Here is an 18,422-nt window from a genome sequence, read left to right on the forward strand (position 1 = left end):
TGTCAAATCTGTATTGCGAATTAAAGCCACATTGTAACGACTCCGGGCCGCGTAAACCATGCGAGGGAGTGTGAGAATTGTGTATACTTCGCCCCTTTAAATACAGCCGCCTCGCGGAGTTTAGAGAGACTTCATGGAAAAATTGATCTTGTTTCTGGCCGAACAGTGGATGCTGGTCGGTGGTTTGTTGTCCTGTATTTTCCTGCTTAGCTACCACGATTCCCGTAAGTCGGGCCGCTCATTGACCCCACAGCAGGTGGTTAATCTGGTTAATGGTGAGGGTGCTTTGTTGTTGGATCTTCGCGATAAGGCGGAGTTTGGCAAAGGCCATATTCTGGATTCAAAGAATCTTCCGCTGGCTAAACTGGACGATGAATTGGAACGTGTAGCCGCAGATAAATCCAAGCCGGTGGTGCTGGTTTGTAAGCTGGGCCAATCGGCGGGAACTGCTGGCAAGAAAATGACTGCCAAGGGTTATCAGCAGGTGTACCGTATGAAAGGCGGTATCAGCGAGTGGCAGGCAATGAAAATGCCGCTGGTTAAATAATCTAATTTCATTTCGGTGCTTGAAAACCATGGCCAAGGTCACCATATACACCACACGCTTTTGCCCATATTGCATTCGTGCAAAACAATTGTTGGGCAGTAAGGGCGCGGATTACGAAGAAATTCCTGTGGATGGCCGGCGCGATATGCGTCAGCAATTGCTTGAGCGCACCGGACAAAGCACAGTGCCGCAAATCTGGATTGGTGACTCTCACGTGGGTGGTTGCGACGATTTGTTTACGCTAGAGCGGCACGGCGCGTTGGATGGCATGCTCCAGCGCGAACGGTAATCCAGCCCGTTAAAACAAATATCGACTATTACGGAGAGTAACCATGGCTGAGCAAAACAGCGATCAAGAACAAGGCGCCGCAGCGCAAGAAAAACCAGCGGCGACGTTTGCCCTGCAGCGTATCTATATTAAAGACGCTTCCTTTGAATCGCCCGCCAGTCCTGTGGTGTTCACCAAGGCGTGGAAGCCAAAAATTCAAGTCGACCTGAATACTCGCAGCCAGCCTGTTGCTGAGAAAAATTTTGAGGTGACGCTCACTGTAACCATCACCGCTAAACTGGAAGATCAGGAAGAGACGGCGTTTCTGGTCGAAATTCAGCAGGGCGGTCTGTTCCTGATTGATGGTGTTGAGGGCGAGCAACTGCGCCAACTGCTGGGCATTGCCTGTCCCAATATGTTGTTCCCTTATATTCGCGAAGCCGTGGATGCGTTGGTTGTGAAGGGTGGTTTCCCCGCTCTGGCACTGCAGCCGGTCAACTTCGAAGGCCTGTACCGTCAGGCGCAGCAAGAAGCAGCCAAGCAGGCTGCAGCCACCACGCATTAATTAAGGCGGGGGCGCTCGCCCCCATTATTCCTTGTTTCATATTGCCCTTCATGAGCCATGTATTGCGCCCAATACCGGAAACATTATTCGGTTAGTGGCAAATAATGGCTGTCATCTGCACCTGATTGAACCGCTGGGTTTTGATCTGGAAGAGAAAAAATTGCGTCGCGCTGGTTTGGATTATAGCGATATGGCGCGGGTGACGATCCATCCTAATTACGATGCCTTTTTAGCAGCGTTGCCCGAGGGAGCTCGCATTTTTGCCTTAACCACCAAAGGGACTCGCAGTTACAGCGATGTGAGTTATCAGGCTGGAGATGTGCTGTTGTTTGGCTCAGAAACGGCGGGATTGCCGGCGGAAATTCGTGAGTCACTTGGGGTGGATCACTGCCTGCGCATCCCGATGATGCCGGGGGCGCGCAGTATGAATTTGTCGAATGCGGTTGCGCTGGTGAGCTATGAGGCGTGGCGGCAGCAGGGATTTGTTGGGTGAGTATCGCTTAGTGCTGGGCGTTTACCCCGCTGCGCTTTGGGGTGGTTCGTCGTTGCCGTTGCGAGTACTTAGATCTTCGCCTCTTGCGTCAGCCGCTTTCTTGCGTAGTAGATCTTTTTTCTCCGCATCGACAAAGCGCTGCAACACCTGCTTGATAAGCGGCTGATAACCTATGCCGTTAATGTCGGCAATCATCTTGAGTTCTTCCAGCAGGCTTTTCTGAAAGCGGATGCTGATCATCTGCATGCCTAAGCTGTCATTCAGAGCTTTTTTAGCTGATTTATCCGTGCTGGGTTTGGCGTATTTTTCGTCAGCGCCAAGGATGCGTGATTCCCAATTTTCTGTTGTGCCGGCAATTTTCTTTGTGTTCGTCATTGTATTTCCCTCAGGGTGTAAGCCGTTACTGTGCTTTGTTTTTATAAATACTGATCTCGGTGCTGTTCGCCGGGTAGGCGGTTTTGAGGAAAAAGTCACCGTCTTTAAAAACAAAAACGACTTTAAGTTTTCGGCCTTGATCGGTCTCGGCAATAAACCATTGGCTGGGTGGGTCGGTTTGATGTTCCTCTCTGGAATCAATCAAAAACTCGCCGTTAATATTGGAAAAACACTGTAGAACTTCGGTTTTGGTGACGCAGTGCTTGTCCTTAAGCTTTGCCATGATCTTTGTTGAGATCACCAATGCCATTAGGCTTCTCCTTGCCTTTTTTGTATATACGAATAATCCGTATTCGGCGGGGAGATTAGGCTATTGGTGGGGTTTTATCAAGAAAACTGCAGTGGAATGTTAATTTTATTGAATATATTTGTATATACATTGACTGTGTCTGGCGAGGATTAATCCTCGCCATCATCATCGCCCATACCCAGTTCTTTGATCTTGCGGGTGAGGGTGTTGCGCCCCCAGCCCAGCAGATTTGAGGCGTCGCGGCGGCGGCCGTGGGTGTATTTGAGGGCGGCTTCGATCATGATGCGTTCGAATTGCGGTACCGCGCGATCCAGCAGTTTGTCTTTGCCGAGCATCAGTTCTTGATCGGCCCAGCGGCGCAGATTGTCTTGCCAGCTGCCGCCGGATGGGGTTTCGCCTGCGGGCTGTTCGAGCAGTTCTGGCGGCAGGTCGTTGATATGAATTTCCCGACCCGAGGCCATAACGGTGAGCCAGCGGCAGGTGTTTTCCAGTTGGCGAACGTTGCCGGGCCAGTCCAGTTGGCTTAGGTATTCTTCGGTGTCGGGGCGTAGGCGCTTGGGTTCTACATTTAATTCTGCGCCGGCGCGAGAGAAGAAATGTTGCATCAGTTTGGGAATGTCTTCTCGGCGCTCTGCCAGCTTCGGTAAGTGAATACGAATGACGTTGAGGCGGTGGAATAAGTCTTCCCGGAAGCTGTTGTTCTGCACCAGTTTTTCAAGGTTTTGGTGGGTGGCGGCAATGATCCGCACGTCGACTTTAACCGGGGTGTGGCCGCCCACGCGGTAGAATTCGCCGTCGGCCAATACGCGCAGTAAGCGGGTTTGCGTTTCCGCTGGCATGTCGCCAATTTCATCGAGAAACAGAGTGCCGCCATTGGCTTGTTCGAAGCGGCCGCGGCGCTGGGCGGTGGCGCCGGTAAAGGCGCCTTTTTCATGACCGAACAGTTCGGATTCCATTAAGTCCTTGGGAATGGCGGCCATATTCAGGGCGATAAATGGCTTGCTGGCGCGGGGGCTGTGGCGGTGTAGCGCCTGCGCTACCAGCTCTTTACCGGTGCCAGATTCGCCGTTGATCAGTACGGTGATATTGGATTGGGAAAGACGACCGATTGCGCGAAACACTTCCTGCATGGCTGGGGCCTCACCGATAATTTCGGTGGTTTCCAGCTCCGGTTCTTCCGGCATCAGGTTGCGGTTTTTCTGAGCGTGCTGCAGGGCGCGCTGAGTGGTGGCGACCGCTTCATCAACATCGAAAGGCTTGGGCAAATATTCAAACGCGCCGCCTTGGTAAGAGGCAACGGCGCTGTCTAAATCTGAGTGGGCGGTGGTGATGATCACCGGCAGGCCGGGTTGAATTTCATTGATGCGGGACAGCAGTTTTAAGCCGTCGATGCCGGGCATGCGGATGTCGCTGATAATGGCTTCGGGGGCGTCGCCATCGAGTTGCGCCAGCAGGGCGTCGCCGTTTTCAAAGCAGCGCGTCACAATGCCCGCTTGATTCAGGGCTTTTTCAAGCACCCAGCGAATCGATCGGTCGTCGTCCGCTATCCAGACGGAGTTTGCCTGAGTCATTTTGTAAGCTCCAAGGGGATAAACAGCGAGAAGGTGGTGTTGCCGGGCTCGCTGTGGCATTCGATCAGGCCTTGGTGGTGGCTTAGAACGGACTGGGCGATGGAGAGCCCGAGTCCTGAGCCATCTGCTCGGCCGCTAATCATGGGAAGGAATATGGCGTCTTTAATGTCTTCGGGGATGCCGGGGCCGTTGTCGATAATATCGACTTGGCAAACCAGGCGGTGCCGATGCGTGCCAATGGTAATTTGGCGCAAGCTGCGAGTGCGGATGATGATGCGCGGATTATCGTCCGCCGGCGGCGATTGCCGCAGAGCTTGCAGGGCGTTGCGCATAATATTCAGGGTGGCCTGAATCAATTGTTGTTTGTCGCCGATAATGTCGGGGATGGATGGATCGTAATCGCGTTGGATAACAATCTCATCGCCGGCTTCTACTTCAATTAATTGCCGTACCCGCTCAAGCACTTCGTGAATATTCAGGCGATTTCTTTCAGGGGCTTTGTTGGGGCCGAGCATGGTGTCGACCAGATTCCGCAGTCGGTCGGCTTCTTCAATAATAATATTGGTGTAGTCATGCAGGCGTTCGTCATCCAGCTCGCGGGCTAATAATTGTGCCGCGCCACGCAGTCCGCCGAGGGGGTTTTTTACCTCGTGGGCAATGCCGCGAATCAGCGCTTGGCTGCTTTGTTGCGAGCTGAGCAGGCCTTCCTCGCGGCTGATACGCAATAAGCGATCCAGTGGCTGCAATTCAATAATCAGCGAGGTTTTGCCTTTATCCAATACTGGTGTTACTGCGTAATCTACCGTGATTTCTCGGCCCGAGTGCAGGGTGAGTACCGTTTCGCGCTTGGTATAGGCTTCGCGGTTATTAATGGCGTCGAGCAGTTTGACCAGCGAGTCATCTTGTTCGTGAAATAACTTGGTAATAGCTTCGCGGTGAATGCGTTGATCGGAAACCTGCAGTAATGACTCGGCGGCGGGGTTGATGTAACTGACTGTCAGGTTGGACTCAACCAGCAATATTGCGGTTTTAAGATTGTCGAGTATCCGGTGGTGCTGATCAGAGCCAGTCATTATTGTTTAGCCGATTAAGTGTCGCGTTATCAGTGCATTGTTTGGGTGCGCGAGCTGGGTGGTATTTGCGATTCGAGAGGAGTAAATGCCTCTGAATGGGTGTTTCCGGCCAGTCCTGCGCGTCAGTGTGATAAAACTTAGCAAGTTTCGAGCCAGATAAATGAATTAACTTGGGGCAGAAGAAAGGCGAAAAAGCGGGCGTTTTGGCTCTTGGCCACAGTCTGGTGCGCTGCAATTTCTTGGATCTCCCGCCGTTTTTGGTGCGCTATGCTCGAGTATAGCGCGGTGCGCACAAAAATAGTGCATAAAGAAATTGAGAGCTAAATTTGGGGCAAAAAAAAGCCCGCCGAAGCGGGCTCTTGGTGTTTGGCCTAAGCCTTACACGCTGTAGTACATGTCGAACTCAACAGGGTGAGTAGTCATGTTCAGGCGCTCGATCTCTTGCTTTTTCAGCGCGATGTAAGCGTCGATCATGTCGTCGTCGAATACGCCGCCAGCAGTCAGGAACTCACGGTCTGCGTCCAGAGCTTGCAGAGCCATTTCCAGGCTAGAGGCAACAGTTGGGATTTCTGCTGCTTCTTCTGGCTCCAGATCGTACAAGTCTTTGTCCGCTGCATCGCCGGGGTGAATCTTGTTCTTGATGCCGTCCAGGCCAGCCATCAGCATACAGGCGAAAGCCAAGTATGGGTTGGCAGATGGGTCTGGGAAGCGAACTTCGATGCGGCGCGCTTTCGGGTTAGAGATGAAAGGAATGCGGATAGACGCTGAACGGTTACGTGCAGAGTAAGCCAGCATTACAGGAGCTTCAAAGCCGGGAACCAGACGCTTGTAAGAGTTGGTAGAAGCGTTGGTGAAGGCGTTGATCGCGCGAGCGTGCTTGATGATGCCGCCGATGTAGTACAGGGCAGTTTCAGACAGGCCGCCGTAAACGTCGCCGGTAAACAGGTTAACGCCGTCTTTGCTCAGAGACTGGTGAACGTGCATACCGCTACCGTTGTCACCAACAACAGGCTTAGGCATGAAGGTTGCGGTTTTGCCGTAAGCGTGAGCAACGTTGTGTACGCAGTACTTCAGGATCTGTACTTCGTCAGCTTTCTTAACAGCAGTGTTAGGGCCAACACCGATTTCACACTGACCAGCAGTACCTACTTCGTGGTGGTGAACTTCCACTTCCAGGCCCATGTCGGTCATGGCGTTACACATTGCGCCACGCAGGTCGTGCAGGCTGTCGACTGGTGGTACGGGGAAGTAACCACCTTTAACGCCGGGGCGGTGACCAATGTTGCCTTCTTCGAAGTTGTTGCCAGAAACCCAAGCTGCTTCGTCAGAACCGATAGAGTAGCTTGCGCCTTCCATTGCCACTTTCCATTTTACGTCGTCGAAAATGAAGAATTCGGGCTCTGGGCCAAACAGGGCGTTGTCAGCAATACCGGTAGAGCGCATGTAGTCTTCAGCGCGCTGAGCGATAGAGCGTGGGTCGCGGTTGTAGCCTTGCATGGTTGAAGGCTCAACGATACCGCAGCGGATGATTACGGTAGGCTCGTCGGTGAAGGGATCCAGTACAGAGGCAGTGTCGTCTGGCATGAGAATCATGTCTGATTCGTTAATGCCTTTCCAGCCTGCGATGGAAGAACCATCAAACATTTTGCCGTCTTCAAAGAAGCTGGCGTCAATTTCGCCCACAGGCATAGTTACGTGTTGTTCTTTACCTTTAGTGTCGGTAAAGCGCAGGTCAGCCCAGCGCACGTCGTTGTCGGCAATCAACTTCAGAGTAATCTCTGACATTTAAACATCCTCCAATAGAGAGTCTTTTTTGTAGTCCTCGGCAGTTGCCGAAGGTTTGGCGATTATATGTTTGCACTGCTTCGCCGCATAGTGGCACACAACACGAACATTTGGTTCACCTAAAAGCAATATTGGTGCCACAATTTTGGGGCGCAAATCGCGGCTTATGCCTGAAAATTGTGCGACCCGAAAATAAAACGACCCAAAATGGTGCTTTATGAAAAATAACGCCCTTTTTTTGTGCGTTTAGGCGCTTTTAGGAAAATCCGGTTTTCTGACCATTCCCTCTAATCGCGGGAGCGGAGCGGGTATAATGCCCGGCTTTTAGTCTTAGCGATAGTGCCATGCAATACATCATCAAGCTGTTTCCCGAAATCATCGTCAAGAGCCGGCCGGTAAGAAAGAATTTTACCCGGCAGTTGGCAGACAATCTGCGCAAGCTTCTGAAAAGCGTAGATCCGGATATTGTCGTCACTCGTGAATGGGATCGGATTACAGTCAATACGGCGGTGACCGCGCCCGGCGAATTGGCCGAGCTGGTGGGAATCATGAGCCGTACTCCCGGCATCGCGCATTTTCTCGAGGTGGTCGAGAGTCCGTTTACCGATCTGCACAATATTTATGAGCAAACCCAGGCCGAGCTGGGGGCAAGTTTGAGCGGTAAGCGCTTTGCCGTGCGTTGTAAGCGCAGTGGTCAGCACGAGTTTAATTCTGGCGAAGTCGAGCGTTATGTCGGTGGTGGGCTGAATCAAAATACCGATGCGGCTGGGGTAGATCTAACCAAGCCCGAAGTGGTGATTCGACTTGAGGTGCGAGAGGACAAATTGCTGATGGTGCGCCGCCGTTATGAGGGTTTGGGTGGCTTCCCGATTGGCAGTATTGATTCGGCGGTGAGTTTAATCTCAGGTGGTTTTGACTCCACCGTTTCTACTTATATGAGTATGCGTCGGGGCATGCGCACCCATTTTTGCTTTTTCAATTTGGGTGGCCGCGAGCACGAAGTGGGTGTGAAAGAGGTGGCGCTGTATTTGTGGATGCGCTTTGGCGCTTCACATCGTGTGCAATTTATCACCGTGCCCTTTGAGGATGTGGTGGCGGAGATTTTGAAAAATGTAGAGAACTCCCAGATGGGGGTGATCCTCAAGCGGATGATGTTGCGTGCGGCTTCTCAGGTTGCCGCCAAGTTGGAAGCGCCGGCCTTGGTAACGGGTGAGAGTGTGGCGCAGGTGTCTAGCCAGACCCTGCAAAATCTGTCCGTGATCGACAGTGTGACTGAGACGCTGGTGCTGCGACCGCTGATTACTAGCGATAAGCAGGACATTATCTCGACAGCAGCGAAAATTGGCACCGAAGAGTTTGCCGCCAATATGCCGGAGTATTGCGGGGTGATTTCGGTGAAGCCGACCACTCGCGCTCGTCCTGAGCGTATTGCCGCGCAGGAAGAAAATTTTGATTTTGCGGTACTGGATCGCGCAATCGAAACGGCGGTGTACACCAATATTGATCAACTGGCGGAGGAAGAGATAACCGCAATAGAGGTTGAGGTGACGCCGATCCCGCTGCCCGATGCGGTTATTCTCGATGTGCGCCATCCCGATGAAATTGAAAATCGGCCCTTGAAGTTGCCCAATGCCAAAGTGCAGTGTGTGCCGTTCTATGAGTTGCATCGCCGCTTTGCTGATTTGGACGCCTCGGTGACCTATCTACTCTATTGTGAGAAAGGGGTGATGAGCCGCTTACACGCTTCGCACCTTGTTGAGCAGGGCATTAAGAATGTCAAAGTGTATCGGCCCAGCTAAGTTGCGGTGTTTGCATTTCTAAAGTCAGCGTGCGATAACAATTAAGCCCGGCAGGATGCTGGGTTCAATGGATTGAATTTACTAAGGAAGGGGAATCACATGTCTGAAGCAGACTTTTCTGATGCTGGCGCCGAGGTTGCGGAGTCGGCTGCTCAAGAAGATGCGCCATCGCAGTTTGTGGCGGGCTTGAGCGATCTAGACGCTCAAGCAAAATCAAATGCGCTGGTCGCTTACGTTCTTATGGCGCTGGGTTTATTTACCGTTATCACGTGGTTTGCCGGTGGTATTTGGGCGATAGTCAAAAAGAGCGACGCCCGTGGCTCGCGCTTTGAAGATCACTATTCAAATATTATCTCCACCTTCTGGTGGGGAATATTTTGGACGACGGTCGGTGTTCTCACCTTGGCATTTTTTGTCGGCTTGCCAATCTTAATCATTGCTGGAATTTGGGTGATTTATCGCCTAGTTAAAGGCTTGGCCAACCTGACTTCTGACCGCAGCTACTCCGCCTAAACTTAACAAGCCCTCTCGTTATTCAGAGGGCTTTACTTCGTTTTCTACTGGCCCAAAACTCAAGTTATAAAACTTGAAGCGCTCATCTTCTATGGTCAGCGTAGCCGTCATAATTGCGCTGCCCTTTTCAAATTTCACACGGCTGCTGTAGCCCAATCTCGGTTTGTCGGCAAACACCGATAAGGCGGCGCTCACGCGTGAAAGCACCGGCTCTTCCATGCTGACAAATTTGCCGAAGTGGGCGTAGTGCTGGGTGAGTTTTTCAAGCTGCGCATCGCTGACGGTCGATTGCGTGTCGCGGCTGAGTTGCTCGCGCAGACTAGAAGCCTGCCAGTCTGAAATGCTGCTCAGCGCATTATTCAAATATTTTGAGGAATTCTCGGCGTAGTGTTTTTCTACTTGCCCGCTGTAGTAATACAACATGCCAAAAAGAATCAGGCTGGCGAGAACAAAAAGGCGAAGAGTGGTATTGCGCAAGGGATTTTCCTGTATTCACTAAAGTCACGGCTGCACAAACATAAAGGCAAATAGCTTTTGATTCTAGCCTTTAAACAGGCCCAAGCTGTTTAGAAACACCACCACTATTCCAAGCGGAGCAATAAAGCGCAGGCTAAAGTACCAAGCGCGATAGGCAAGGCCGTCGCTCATGCCGGTTTCGGTGAGTACGCGAGGCTTGGGAATAACCCAGCCGACAAAAACAGCAATGAGCAGTCCACCTAGCGGCAGCATGATATTGGCGGTGATGTAATCTAGGGCATCAAATACGGCGCCATTTTGAATAGAGGCAATGCCGCCAATCCAAGCAATAATCACCAGCAGCAGGGTTGAAGTGCGGCGGGGCAGGCCCATTTTTTCCAGTCCCGCCACGCCGGGTTCAATCAATGAAATTGATGAGCTCAACGCAGCAACGCTAACCAAAAAGAAGAAAATCCCCCCTACAACCACGCCGCCGGGGAGATTGGAGAAGGCAATTGGCAGAGTAACAAACATCAGGCCGGGGCCTTGGCCGGGAGTGAGGTCATTGGCAAATACCAATGGGAACATGGCGAGGCCCGCCATTAGCGCAATCAAGGTATCCATACCGGCAATGGCGAGTACGGTTTTGCCGATAGAGGCATTGCCGGGAAAGTAAGCGCCGTAAGCCATGATGGCGCCCATGCCGAGGCTCAACGTAAAAAAGGCGTGGCCCATAGCCACCAGAACCGCTTCGCCACTGAGACGGCTAAAGTCGGCATCGAACATAAAATGAAAGCCGGCGCTAAAGTCGCCCTCAAAGAAGCTGTAAGCAATTAATAGCAAAATACAGATAAACAGCAGGGGCATTAGAACATCTACCGTGCGGCCAATGCCCTTGGTGACCCCGGCGGCGACCACGAGGCCGGTCATAATGCTGAACAAGGTGTGCCACACTAATTGGCGGGGTTCACTGGCCAGCAGCGCGGAAAAGCTGGCTTCGATTTCTTCGGGAGTTTGCTGGGCATATTGGCCGGTAATACTTTGCGAGACATATTCCAGCGCCCAGCCAGCGACCACACTGTAGAACATCATAATCATCAGGCCGGCCATCATGCCGATCAGACCGACAAGCACCCAGTAAGGTGGGTGATTCGATTCCAGTGCTAGCTTTTTCATACTGTGGGCTGGATCGGCGCGCCCTGCGCGGCCCGCCATGACTTCAGCAATCATCACCGGAATGCCGATCAGCAAAATGCAGGCGAGGTAGACCAGTACAAAAGCGCCACCACCGTATTCGCCGGTAATGTAGGGAAACTTCCAAATATTGCCGAGACCGACCGCCGACCCGGTTGCCGCCAAAATAAAGGTCCAGCGGGATTTCCAAGTAACCGAGGTGTTGTCGGTGCTGCTTGCCATAGGGAATGTTCCGATCGTTTTGTGATATTGCTCAGAATTGTAGCGGGAATATGGAAGAGGCCCAAATTCCAGCGCGAAAGATGAGATTGAGGCAGCAAAAACTGCCCAGAATTGCCCCGAGTTGAGTAAATAATGGGTTTTCGGGCGGTGGCGGATGCCCTGTCCGGAAAAAGCCGCTATAATCGCGCGCGCCGAGCCGGCGGGAGTTTGCGAACAGATTTGCGGGCTCGCAAACCGCCCCATACCGACCCTCAAACGCGAAGAGCGATTCCCCCAATGTCCAGTATCACAGATTTACGCAATGTCGCCATCATTGCTCACGTTGACCATGGCAAAACCACCCTCGTGGATAAGCTGCTCAGTCAGTCCGGTACCCTTGACCGCCGTACCGAAGGCACCGAGCGGATCATGGACTCCAACGATCAGGAAAAAGAGCGTGGCATTACCATTCTCGCCAAGAACACCGCGATTCGCTGGAATGACTACCGTATTAACATTGTGGACACCCCAGGGCACGCTGACTTCGGTGGTGAAGTAGAGCGGGTACTGTCGATGGTGGACTCAGTACTGCTATTGGTTGATGCGGTCGATGGCCCCATGCCGCAAACCCGCTTTGTAACTCAAAAGGCGTTTGAGCGCGGCCTAAAACCTATTGTGGTGGTCAATAAAGTTGACCGCCCCGGTGCGCGTCCAGACTGGGTTATTGATCAGGTGTTTGATCTGTTCGATCGCCTTGGTGCGACCGATGAGCAGCTCGACTTCCCCATTGTTTACGCCTCTGCCCTAAACGGCGTTGCCGGTATGGAAGCGGATGATCTGGCGGAAGACATGACCCCGCTGTTTGAAATGATCATCAATAAAGTGCCGGTGCCAGAAGTGGATGTCGACGGCCCACTGCAAATGCAAATTTCTGCGCTGGACTACAACAGCTATGTGGGCGTTATCGGTGTTGGTCGTATTTCGCGCGGCAGCATGAAAACCAATGAGCAAGTTGTGGTGGTGGATCGCGAAGGCAAAACCCGTAAAGGCCGCGTACTGACGGTAATGGGTTACCACGGTCTTGAGCGTGTTGAAGTCGAGCGTGCGCAGGCGGGTGATATTGTGTGTATCACCGGTATTGATGGCCTGAATATTTCTGACACTATCTGCTCGCCCGAAAAACCGGAAGCGCTGAAGCCGCTGAGCGTAGACGAGCCAACAGTCAGCATGACCTTCCAAGTAAACGATTCACCGTTTGCCGGTTTGGAAGGCAAGTTTGTAACCTCGAGAAATATCCGCGAGCGTTTGGATCAAGAATTGATCCACAATGTGGCGCTGCGTGTTGAGCAGGGCGATAGCCCGGATAAATTCAAAGTATCTGGTCGCGGTGAATTGCACCTGTCGGTATTGATCGAAACCATGCGTCGTGAAGGTTTCGAGATGGGCGTATCTCGCCCAGAAGTAGTTCAAAAAGTTGTTGATGGGGTAGTTATGGAGCCCTATGAACAAGTCGTGATTGATATTGAAGAGCAGCATCAAGGCTCGGTCATGGAAGAACTCGGCCTGCGTAAAGCTGAGCTGACCAATATGGAACCCGATGGCAAAGGCCGCGTAAAACTGGAGTTTATGGCGCCAGCTCGTGGTTTGATCGGCTTCCGTGGTCAATTCCTGACCCTCACTTCAGGTAGCGGCATCATGACCACCGTGTTTGACCACTATGGCGAAGTGAAAGGCGGTGAAATGGCTGGCCGCATTAATGGCGTTTTGGTTTCCATGGTGAAGGGTAAAACCCTCGCTTACGGTCTGTTCAATTTGCAGGATCGCGGTCGGCTGTTCTTGGGACATGCCGAAGAGATTTACGAAGGTCAAATCGTGGGTATTCACTCGCGCTCCAATGACCTAGTGGTCAACCCGACTAAGGCCAAGCAGCTGACCAACGTTCGGGCCTCGGGCACGGATGATGCGCTAACGCTGACCCCGCCGATTCGCCACACCCTTGAGCAGGCACTGGAATTTATTGAGGATGATGAACTGGTTGAAGTTACGCCAAAGAGCATCCGCCTGCGCAAAAAATTGCTGACTGAAAACGAGCGCAAACGCGCCTCAAAATAAGTTAGCCTCCCCAATGTCGCACTCGCCCAATTCTGTGGCGGGTGCGGCGTTTGGCGCGCTCCTGAGCTACACTGAGTAGGTTGAATAGGACGGCGCTATGATTTCACTCTTTCCCGATATAAAGCCCTACCAAACCCATCGCTTACCGGTGACGGCTCCGCATGTTCTGTATGTTGAAGAATCGGGCAACCCGGATGGTATTCCGGTGCTATTTGTTCACGGTGGCCCCGGTGGCGGTTGTTCTCCCAAAGCACGCTGTTTTTTTAACCCCCAGCGCTACCGCATTATTCTGTTTGACCAGCGCGGTTGCGGACATTCTGAGCCGCACGCGTGTTTAACTGAAAACACCACGCAAGCACTGGTTTCCGATATGGAGGCCATTCGCAAACATCTGAATGTTGATCGCTGGGTGCTGTTTGGTGGTTCCTGGGGTTCGACCCTGAGTTTGGCCTACGCGCAAAGCCACCCGGAAAAAGTGATGGGTTTAATTTTGCGGGGCATCTTTCTCTGCCGGCAAAAGGAAATTGATTGGTTCTATAACGCCGCCGGCGCCAATAAAATTTTCCCCGACTATTGGCAGGATTTTGCCGATGAAGTGGAATTGGCCGAGGACGAAGATTATGTTCAGGCCTACCACCGAGTGCTCCACGGCGGTAATGAACTCGCCAGTATGGCGGCGGCCAAAGCCTGGTGTCTGTGGGAGGCGCGCTGCTCGACCCTGCGCCCCAATCACGATTTAGAAGAGAATATGGCCGAGGCTCACTTTGCCGTGGCCATGGCTCATATTGAAAATCACTATTTTGTGAATGACTCGTTTTTAGCGCCTAATCAATTGCTCAAAAATATGAATGTCATTGCGGAGATTCCCGGCATTATCGTGCACGGCCGCTACGACATGGTGTGCCCGCTGGAGAATGCGCTGGCACTGCATCGGCTATGGCCAGCTTCAGAACTGCATATTATTCGGGATGCAGGGCATTCGGCGTTTGAGCCCAGTAATGCGGATGCGTTGGTTAAGGCTAGCAACGAAATGGCGGATTTGTTAGGAGATGGTTACTCCGAAGACGACGCCTAGTAATCACTGATTCATTACTGCGCTCGTCACTTTGGCCGCCGGCGGTACTCGAAATGCTCATTTATTCGCATATAAACTCCGCTTTGTTCGAAGCTAAGGCTTCTCACCCCTTTGGGGTCGCCCTAAAGGGCGGGCTTTTCGCTTCGCTACAAGTCTGCGTTCCGGCGGCGGCCAATTTGTCTTCGCTCGCTACATGAATCATGTGATTACTAAAATGATAAATTTACGGGGTTAATTCCGATAACGTAAATCTAGGCAGCCTTTTCTGAAAAAAGCGCTGCATGAATCAGTGCCCCCGAAACCTCTTTACGGAAAATCGAATGAAGTTATTGTTGCAACGGGTTCGCCACGCAAAAGTGGATGTGGCGGATGAAACCGTGGGCGAAATTGCTCAGGGCTTGCTGGCTTTTATCGGGCTGGAAAAGCACGACGACGAGGCGGCGGTGGAAAAGATGATGGAGCGTTTGCTTAATTATCGCGTGTTTGCCGATGAGCAAGGGCGAATGAATTTGTCGGTGGTGGATATCAACGGCGGCGTATTATTGGTCTCGCAATTTACTCTTGCCGCCGACACCAGCAAGGGGCGCCGCCCGGGATTTTCAACCGCCGCTGAGCCGACCCGCGCAAAGAATCTTTACGTGCATGCCTTGGCTTGCTTACGAGAACAGCATGCGGATGTAGCCGCAGGGAAGTTCGGTGCGGATATGCAAATCAGTCTGCTCAATGATGGGCCGGTAACGTTTTTACTGGAGTCCTAGAGGTGTGGCTTCAATCTGAAGCCACTTGTCCATTAATGCCTTCGTCGCGCTGTTGAAAACGCTGTATACGGCGGTAGGGGAATACGTCAGCAACGTAGCCGTTGCGAATTTTTTCCTGTAGCTCGCACCAGTAATCGGGGTTGTAGAGGTCACTGTGCAACTCATCAAATACTTTTTTCGCCCGCTGATTACCCGAGAAAAACAGCCGGAATTCTTCGGGAAACACATCTTCCGGTTTAACTTCATACCAGGGCTGGGTGGCCATTTCCTGTTCCTCGGTTTGGGGGACAGGTAGGCGGCGGAAGTTACAGTCGGTGAGCGGGCAGATTTCGTCATAGTCATAGAAAACCACGCGGCCGTGACGAGTTACCCCAAAGTTTTTCAGCAGCATATCGCCGGGGAATAAATTACCGGCTGCGAGTTGTTTAATGGCTTTGCCGTACTCGTCCATGACGCTGTAAAGCTGTTCGTCGTTGCAGTCTTTGAGGTAGAGGTTGAGTGGAATCATTTTCCGCTCGATATAAACATGGTCAAGAATTAAGGCATTGCCCTTCACTTCAATCAGCGAGGGTGCTTCTTTTTCTAACTCGGCCATCAGTTCGTCTGAAAAGCGGCGGCGATCAAAGGCGAGTTTATTGAATTCTTGGGTATCGGCCATGCGTCCACCCCTGTCCCAGCGTTTTACCAAGCGGTAACAGCTGCGAACATGTTCGTGGCTCATTTCCTTGGGTGGGGTGAATTTGTCTTTAATGACTTTGTAAACGTAATCAAAGTCGGGGCGGGTGAACACCAGCATGACCATACCCTTAATACCGGGCGCGATAATGTACGGCTGCTCACTTTCCATGGTGTCGGCCACTGCAAAGCGATAAAACTCGGTTTTGCCGTGTTTCTGCATGCCCATGGCATTGTAGAGTTCGAAGATTTCCTTATGCGGCATGAGTTGGTGCAGGAAGGCAACGTACTCCGAAGGGATTTTGGCATCGACCATAAAGTAGCTGCGGCTGAAGCTGAACAATATCGAAATATCGTCGGGGTCGTGCAGCAGGGTGTCGACGTAGATGGAGCTTTCTTCGGTGTGCAGGATCGGCAATACGACCGGGAAGCTGGTGCTGCCGACTTTGATACGGCCCACCAGATAGGCGGCTTTGTTGCGGAAAAATAGCGATTCCAGTGCTTCTACCCACACTTCTTGATCGCCGCGATTGAGTTGTGGAATGAGCTGCGTATTTACCGCCTCGGTGATAAAGCCGATATCGCGCTCGAGGTCTTCCCAGGGAATATTAAATTCACAGCCTTCCAGCAAGCTGCGAATAATGTCTTGGGTATTGTCGCCGTTGTATTTGAAGCGCCGCAGAATGGAGCGGCTGTCGATGGGGCCGGCATGCTCCGCCGGAACCAGCGAGAAGGTGTGCTGTTTGCGAATTTTCTCGTGGTTAAACACCAAGCAGTAAATTGAATTGAAAAACGATTGTGCGATTTCAAAATTATCGTGATTGCGAATCAGCTCGGCAAATTCTTCTTTGGCTTCCAGCCAGTGCTCGCGGTTCTCAATGGTGCCGCCGGTAATGGTGCGCGCTGCTTCGGCCACAATGGCGCGCTTTTGTTTCCACAACTCCAGACGAGCACGCATGGCTTTCTGGCAGGCTTGCCAGTCGGCGGATTCAAAGCGGGCTTGAGCGCCCAGCGTGATGTTTTTATATTCGGCAAAAAACGCATCAAAGCCATTGAGAATGGCCATCGCCAAACGGCGGGTTACTGCGGTCATAGAAAAATCTCAGCCAATAATTCGCGGGCTTCGGCCTGCGGACACTGTACCAACATGCTGTTCACTTCATTGCGAGCGGCGGCGGCTTTCCAATCTTGAGCGCGCTCGCGAATACGCCCTGCCGGGCCGACCAAGGCGACTTCATCAACTAAAGAGTCGGGTACGGCCTCGCGAGCTTTGTCTTTTTCGCCGGCCAAGTAGTAATCCTGAATCTGTTCGGCGGCATCGCCGTAGCCGAGGCGGGTCGCGTAATCAGTGTAGAAGTTTTTGCCCTTGGCGCCCATGCCGCCAATGTACAGGGCGAGAAAATCTTTGACGAAATAACGACAGCCATCGATATTGTCATCCATGATCGCGCCAACATAGGGGCATACGGCAAAGTCTTTCAGCGTTTTTCCCGCTTTTTCCAAGCCTTTCTGCAAGTCGCTTTCAAACACGGAAAATTTATCCGGGTCCATCCATACTGGGATAAAGCCATCGGCAATTTCCGCTGCCATGCTCAAGCTTTTGGGCGTGATTGAGGCGGTGTAAATCGGAATGTCGGGGTTGCCGTGCAGTATGGATTTCAGCGGTTTACCCAGCCCGGTGGTGCCGGGGCCGTGGTTGGGCACTTGATAGATTTCACCTTGAAACTCCAGCGGTGCTTCGCGGCGGAAAATTTGCCGAATGATTTCAATGTATTCGCGGGTACGGGTCAGGGGTTTACCATAGGGAACGCCGTGCCAGCCTTCGACAACTTGGGGGCCGGAAACACCCAAGCCAAGAATAAAACGACCATCAGAGAGTTTGTCCAGACTCATGGCGCTCATTGCCGTGGTCGCTGGCGTGCGCGCAGGCATTTGCATAATGCCGGTGCCGACTTTGATTTTGTCGGTTTGGGCTAGAATCCAGGCGGCGGTGCTGACCGCATCTGAGCCATAGGCTTCCGCCGTCCACACTGAGTCAAAGCCCAGTGATTCCGCATGGCGAATTTGATCCAGCGGGATATCCAGTTTGGCGCCGGAATAGCCCAGCAATAAGCCCAGTTTCATGAACGGTCTCCGTTTTTATTATTGGTGATTTAGCTTTCGAGCAGATTTTTGCGGCTGATGATCACACCGGTTTTGTCGGCATAAAGATAGTTGCCAGCATCAATGGTGCAGCTGCCAAATTCCAAGGCAATGCCGGCTTGGCCTTCGCCGCGTTTCTCGGTTTTTCTGGGTACGCTGCCGAGTGCCATTACGCCTAAAGGCATGGGGGAAATTTCTTCCACATCGCGCAGATAGCCGTAAATAACAATGCCGGCCCAGCCGTTGTCGGCCGCCGCGCGAGCGAGGTTGTCGCCCAACAGTGAGCGGCGCGCTGAGCCGCCACCATCCACAACTAATACTCGGCCGTGGCCGGGGGTTTTTACGGTGTCGGCAACCAGCGAGTTGTCTTCAAAACATTTGATGGTGACGACTTCGCCGTGGAAATTTTTGTGGCCGCCGTAATGGCGCAGTGGTAGTTCCAGTACGTTAACGGCATCGCCGTGCTCGTCGCAGAGATCGGGGGTAGAGATGGACATGATTTTCCTCCGG

General features: G+C 52.4%; 19 protein-coding genes. 9 read left to right on the plus strand and 10 right to left on the minus strand.

The window, feature by feature from the left end:
• Nucleotides 1-133 precede the first annotated feature (133 nt).
• Genes IB286_RS13260 through IB286_RS13275 form a run of 4 tightly spaced genes read left to right on the plus strand, consistent with a single transcriptional unit; the run spans nucleotide 134 to nucleotide 1,873 of the window.
• Complete coding sequence (locus tag IB286_RS13260) at nucleotides 134-547, plus strand: rhodanese-like domain-containing protein (RefSeq protein ID WP_190766368.1); 414 nt, start codon at nucleotides 134-136, stop codon at nucleotides 545-547.
• A 28-nt stretch (nucleotides 548-575) separates the two neighbouring features.
• Complete coding sequence (gene grxC / locus IB286_RS13265; RefSeq protein ID WP_190766370.1) at nucleotides 576-836, plus strand: glutaredoxin 3; 261 nt, start codon at nucleotides 576-578, stop codon at nucleotides 834-836.
• Between the two features lie 43 nt (nucleotides 837-879).
• Nucleotides 880-1,380: a protein-export chaperone SecB gene (gene secB, locus IB286_RS13270; RefSeq protein ID WP_190766372.1), complete on the plus strand. Its 501-nt coding sequence runs from the start codon at nucleotides 880-882 to the stop codon at nucleotides 1,378-1,380.
• Between the two features lie 31 nt (nucleotides 1,381-1,411).
• Entirely contained in the window at nucleotides 1,412-1,873 is a 462-nt protein-coding gene (locus IB286_RS13275; protein ID WP_190766374.1) for a tRNA (cytidine(34)-2'-O)-methyltransferase, read from the plus strand.
• 21 nt (nucleotides 1,874-1,894) lie between these two features.
• Here the strand turns inward: IB286_RS13275 and IB286_RS13280 are convergent, their stop codons facing one another.
• The 5 genes from IB286_RS13280 to glnA form a co-directional block, all read right to left on the minus strand.
• Nucleotides 1,895-2,248, minus strand: a complete 354-nt coding sequence (locus IB286_RS13280) for a hypothetical protein (RefSeq protein WP_190766376.1) — start codon at nucleotides 2,246-2,248, stop codon at nucleotides 1,895-1,897.
• Nucleotides 2,249-2,273: 25 nt separating this feature from the next.
• A complete protein-coding gene (locus IB286_RS13285) occupies nucleotides 2,274-2,558 on the minus strand; it encodes an ADP-ribosyl-(dinitrogen reductase) hydrolase (RefSeq protein WP_190766378.1) in 285 nt (94 codons plus the stop codon).
• Between the two features lie 149 nt (nucleotides 2,559-2,707).
• Complete coding sequence (ntrC, locus tag IB286_RS13290) at nucleotides 2,708-4,129, minus strand: nitrogen regulation protein NR(I) (RefSeq protein ID WP_190766380.1); 1,422 nt, start codon at nucleotides 4,127-4,129, stop codon at nucleotides 2,708-2,710.
• A complete protein-coding gene (glnL, locus tag IB286_RS13295; RefSeq protein ID WP_190766382.1) occupies nucleotides 4,126-5,202 on the minus strand; it encodes a nitrogen regulation protein NR(II) in 1,077 nt (358 codons plus the stop codon). Before glnL ends, ntrC begins: the two co-directional genes overlap by 4 nt.
• 378 nt (nucleotides 5,203-5,580) lie before the next feature.
• On the minus strand, nucleotides 5,581-6,987 hold the full coding sequence (glnA, locus tag IB286_RS13300; RefSeq protein WP_190766384.1) for a glutamate--ammonia ligase: 1,407 nt from the start codon (nucleotides 6,985-6,987) through the stop codon (nucleotides 5,581-5,583).
• A gap of 344 nt (nucleotides 6,988-7,331) precedes the next feature.
• On the opposite strand from glnA, the gene thiI reads away from it, so the two are divergent.
• The gene (gene thiI, locus IB286_RS13305; protein WP_190766386.1) at nucleotides 7,332-8,786 is read left to right on the plus strand and encodes a tRNA uracil 4-sulfurtransferase ThiI; all 1,455 of its coding nucleotides are present in this window, start codon (nucleotides 7,332-7,334) and stop codon (nucleotides 8,784-8,786) included.
• Nucleotides 8,787-8,885: 99 nt separating this feature from the next.
• Nucleotides 8,886-9,299, plus strand: a complete 414-nt coding sequence (locus IB286_RS13310; RefSeq protein WP_223826402.1) for a DUF4870 family protein — start codon at nucleotides 8,886-8,888, stop codon at nucleotides 9,297-9,299.
• 18 nt (nucleotides 9,300-9,317) lie between these two features.
• Here the strand turns inward: IB286_RS13310 and IB286_RS13315 are convergent, their stop codons facing one another.
• Together IB286_RS13315 and IB286_RS13320 are read right to left on the minus strand one after the other, a co-directional pair.
• Complete coding sequence (locus IB286_RS13315; RefSeq protein WP_190766388.1) at nucleotides 9,318-9,776, minus strand: hypothetical protein; 459 nt, start codon at nucleotides 9,774-9,776, stop codon at nucleotides 9,318-9,320.
• 63 nt (nucleotides 9,777-9,839) lie between these two features.
• Nucleotides 9,840-11,171 carry a sodium-dependent transporter gene (locus IB286_RS13320; RefSeq protein WP_190766390.1) on the minus strand — a complete coding sequence of 444 codons (1,332 nt, stop codon included), beginning with the start codon at nucleotides 11,169-11,171 and terminating at the stop codon, nucleotides 9,840-9,842.
• A gap of 276 nt (nucleotides 11,172-11,447) precedes the next feature.
• Here IB286_RS13320 and typA point away from each other — a divergent pair, with 276 nt between their 5' ends.
• From typA to dtd, 3 genes are all read left to right on the plus strand, one after another.
• Complete coding sequence (typA, locus tag IB286_RS13325; protein WP_190766392.1) at nucleotides 11,448-13,262, plus strand: translational GTPase TypA; 1,815 nt, start codon at nucleotides 11,448-11,450, stop codon at nucleotides 13,260-13,262.
• A 97-nt stretch (nucleotides 13,263-13,359) separates the two neighbouring features.
• A complete protein-coding gene (gene pip / locus IB286_RS13330; protein WP_190766394.1) occupies nucleotides 13,360-14,337 on the plus strand; it encodes a prolyl aminopeptidase in 978 nt (325 codons plus the stop codon).
• A 320-nt stretch (nucleotides 14,338-14,657) separates the two neighbouring features.
• Nucleotides 14,658-15,095 (plus strand): D-aminoacyl-tRNA deacylase, encoded by a 438-nt coding sequence (dtd, locus tag IB286_RS13335; protein WP_190766396.1) that lies wholly within the window; start codon nucleotides 14,658-14,660, stop codon nucleotides 15,093-15,095.
• A 10-nt stretch (nucleotides 15,096-15,105) separates the two neighbouring features.
• Here dtd and aceK read toward each other — a convergent pair whose 3' ends face one another.
• From aceK to rraA, 3 genes are read right to left on the minus strand one after another with little or no spacing between them, the layout of a single operon-like run.
• Complete coding sequence (gene aceK / locus IB286_RS13340; protein ID WP_190766398.1) at nucleotides 15,106-16,863, minus strand: bifunctional isocitrate dehydrogenase kinase/phosphatase; 1,758 nt, start codon at nucleotides 16,861-16,863, stop codon at nucleotides 15,106-15,108.
• Nucleotides 16,860-17,894, minus strand: a complete 1,035-nt coding sequence (locus IB286_RS13345; protein ID WP_190766400.1) for an LLM class F420-dependent oxidoreductase — start codon at nucleotides 17,892-17,894, stop codon at nucleotides 16,860-16,862. The genes aceK and IB286_RS13345 overlap by 4 nt, the downstream gene beginning before the upstream one ends.
• A gap of 29 nt (nucleotides 17,895-17,923) precedes the next feature.
• Nucleotides 17,924-18,409: a ribonuclease E activity regulator RraA gene (rraA, locus tag IB286_RS13350; RefSeq protein ID WP_190766402.1), complete on the minus strand. Its 486-nt coding sequence runs from the start codon at nucleotides 18,407-18,409 to the stop codon at nucleotides 17,924-17,926.
• Between the last annotated feature and the right edge of the window lie 13 nt (nucleotides 18,410-18,422).

The organism is Spongiibacter pelagi, assembly GCF_014705705.1.
GTDB lineage: Bacteria > Pseudomonadota > Gammaproteobacteria > Pseudomonadales > Spongiibacteraceae > Spongiibacter > Spongiibacter pelagi.

Coding starts and splice junctions, on each gene's coding strand:
- dtd (WP_190766396.1), top strand. CDS start 14,658: ATGAAGTTATTGTTGCAACGGGTTCGCCACGCAAAAGTGGATGTGGCG.
- typA (WP_190766392.1), top strand. CDS start 11,448: ATGTCCAGTATCACAGATTTACGCAATGTCGCCATCATTGCTCACGTT.
- grxC (WP_190766370.1), top strand. CDS start 576: ATGGCCAAGGTCACCATATACACCACACGCTTTTGCCCATATTGCATT.
- ntrC (WP_190766380.1), bottom strand. CDS start 4,129: ATGACTCAGGCAAACTCCGTCTGGATAGCGGACGACGACCGATCGATT.
- IB286_RS13320 (WP_190766390.1), bottom strand. CDS start 11,171: ATGGCAAGCAGCACCGACAACACCTCGGTTACTTGGAAATCCCGCTGG.
- IB286_RS13280 (WP_190766376.1), bottom strand. CDS start 2,248: ATGACGAACACAAAGAAAATTGCCGGCACAACAGAAAATTGGGAATCA.
- rraA (WP_190766402.1), bottom strand. CDS start 18,409: ATGTCCATCTCTACCCCCGATCTCTGCGACGAGCACGGCGATGCCGTT.
- IB286_RS13260 (WP_190766368.1), top strand. CDS start 134: ATGGAAAAATTGATCTTGTTTCTGGCCGAACAGTGGATGCTGGTCGGT.
- IB286_RS13345 (WP_190766400.1), bottom strand. CDS start 17,894: ATGAAACTGGGCTTATTGCTGGGCTATTCCGGCGCCAAACTGGATATC.
- glnL (WP_190766382.1), bottom strand. CDS start 5,202: ATGACTGGCTCTGATCAGCACCACCGGATACTCGACAATCTTAAAACC.
- thiI (WP_190766386.1), top strand. CDS start 7,332: ATGCAATACATCATCAAGCTGTTTCCCGAAATCATCGTCAAGAGCCGG.
- IB286_RS13310 (WP_223826402.1), top strand. CDS start 8,886: ATGTCTGAAGCAGACTTTTCTGATGCTGGCGCCGAGGTTGCGGAGTCG.
- aceK (WP_190766398.1), bottom strand. CDS start 16,863: ATGACCGCAGTAACCCGCCGTTTGGCGATGGCCATTCTCAATGGCTTT.
- IB286_RS13285 (WP_190766378.1), bottom strand. CDS start 2,558: ATGGCATTGGTGATCTCAACAAAGATCATGGCAAAGCTTAAGGACAAG.
- secB (WP_190766372.1), top strand. CDS start 880: ATGGCTGAGCAAAACAGCGATCAAGAACAAGGCGCCGCAGCGCAAGAA.
- glnA (WP_190766384.1), bottom strand. CDS start 6,987: ATGTCAGAGATTACTCTGAAGTTGATTGCCGACAACGACGTGCGCTGG.
- pip (WP_190766394.1), top strand. CDS start 13,360: ATGATTTCACTCTTTCCCGATATAAAGCCCTACCAAACCCATCGCTTA.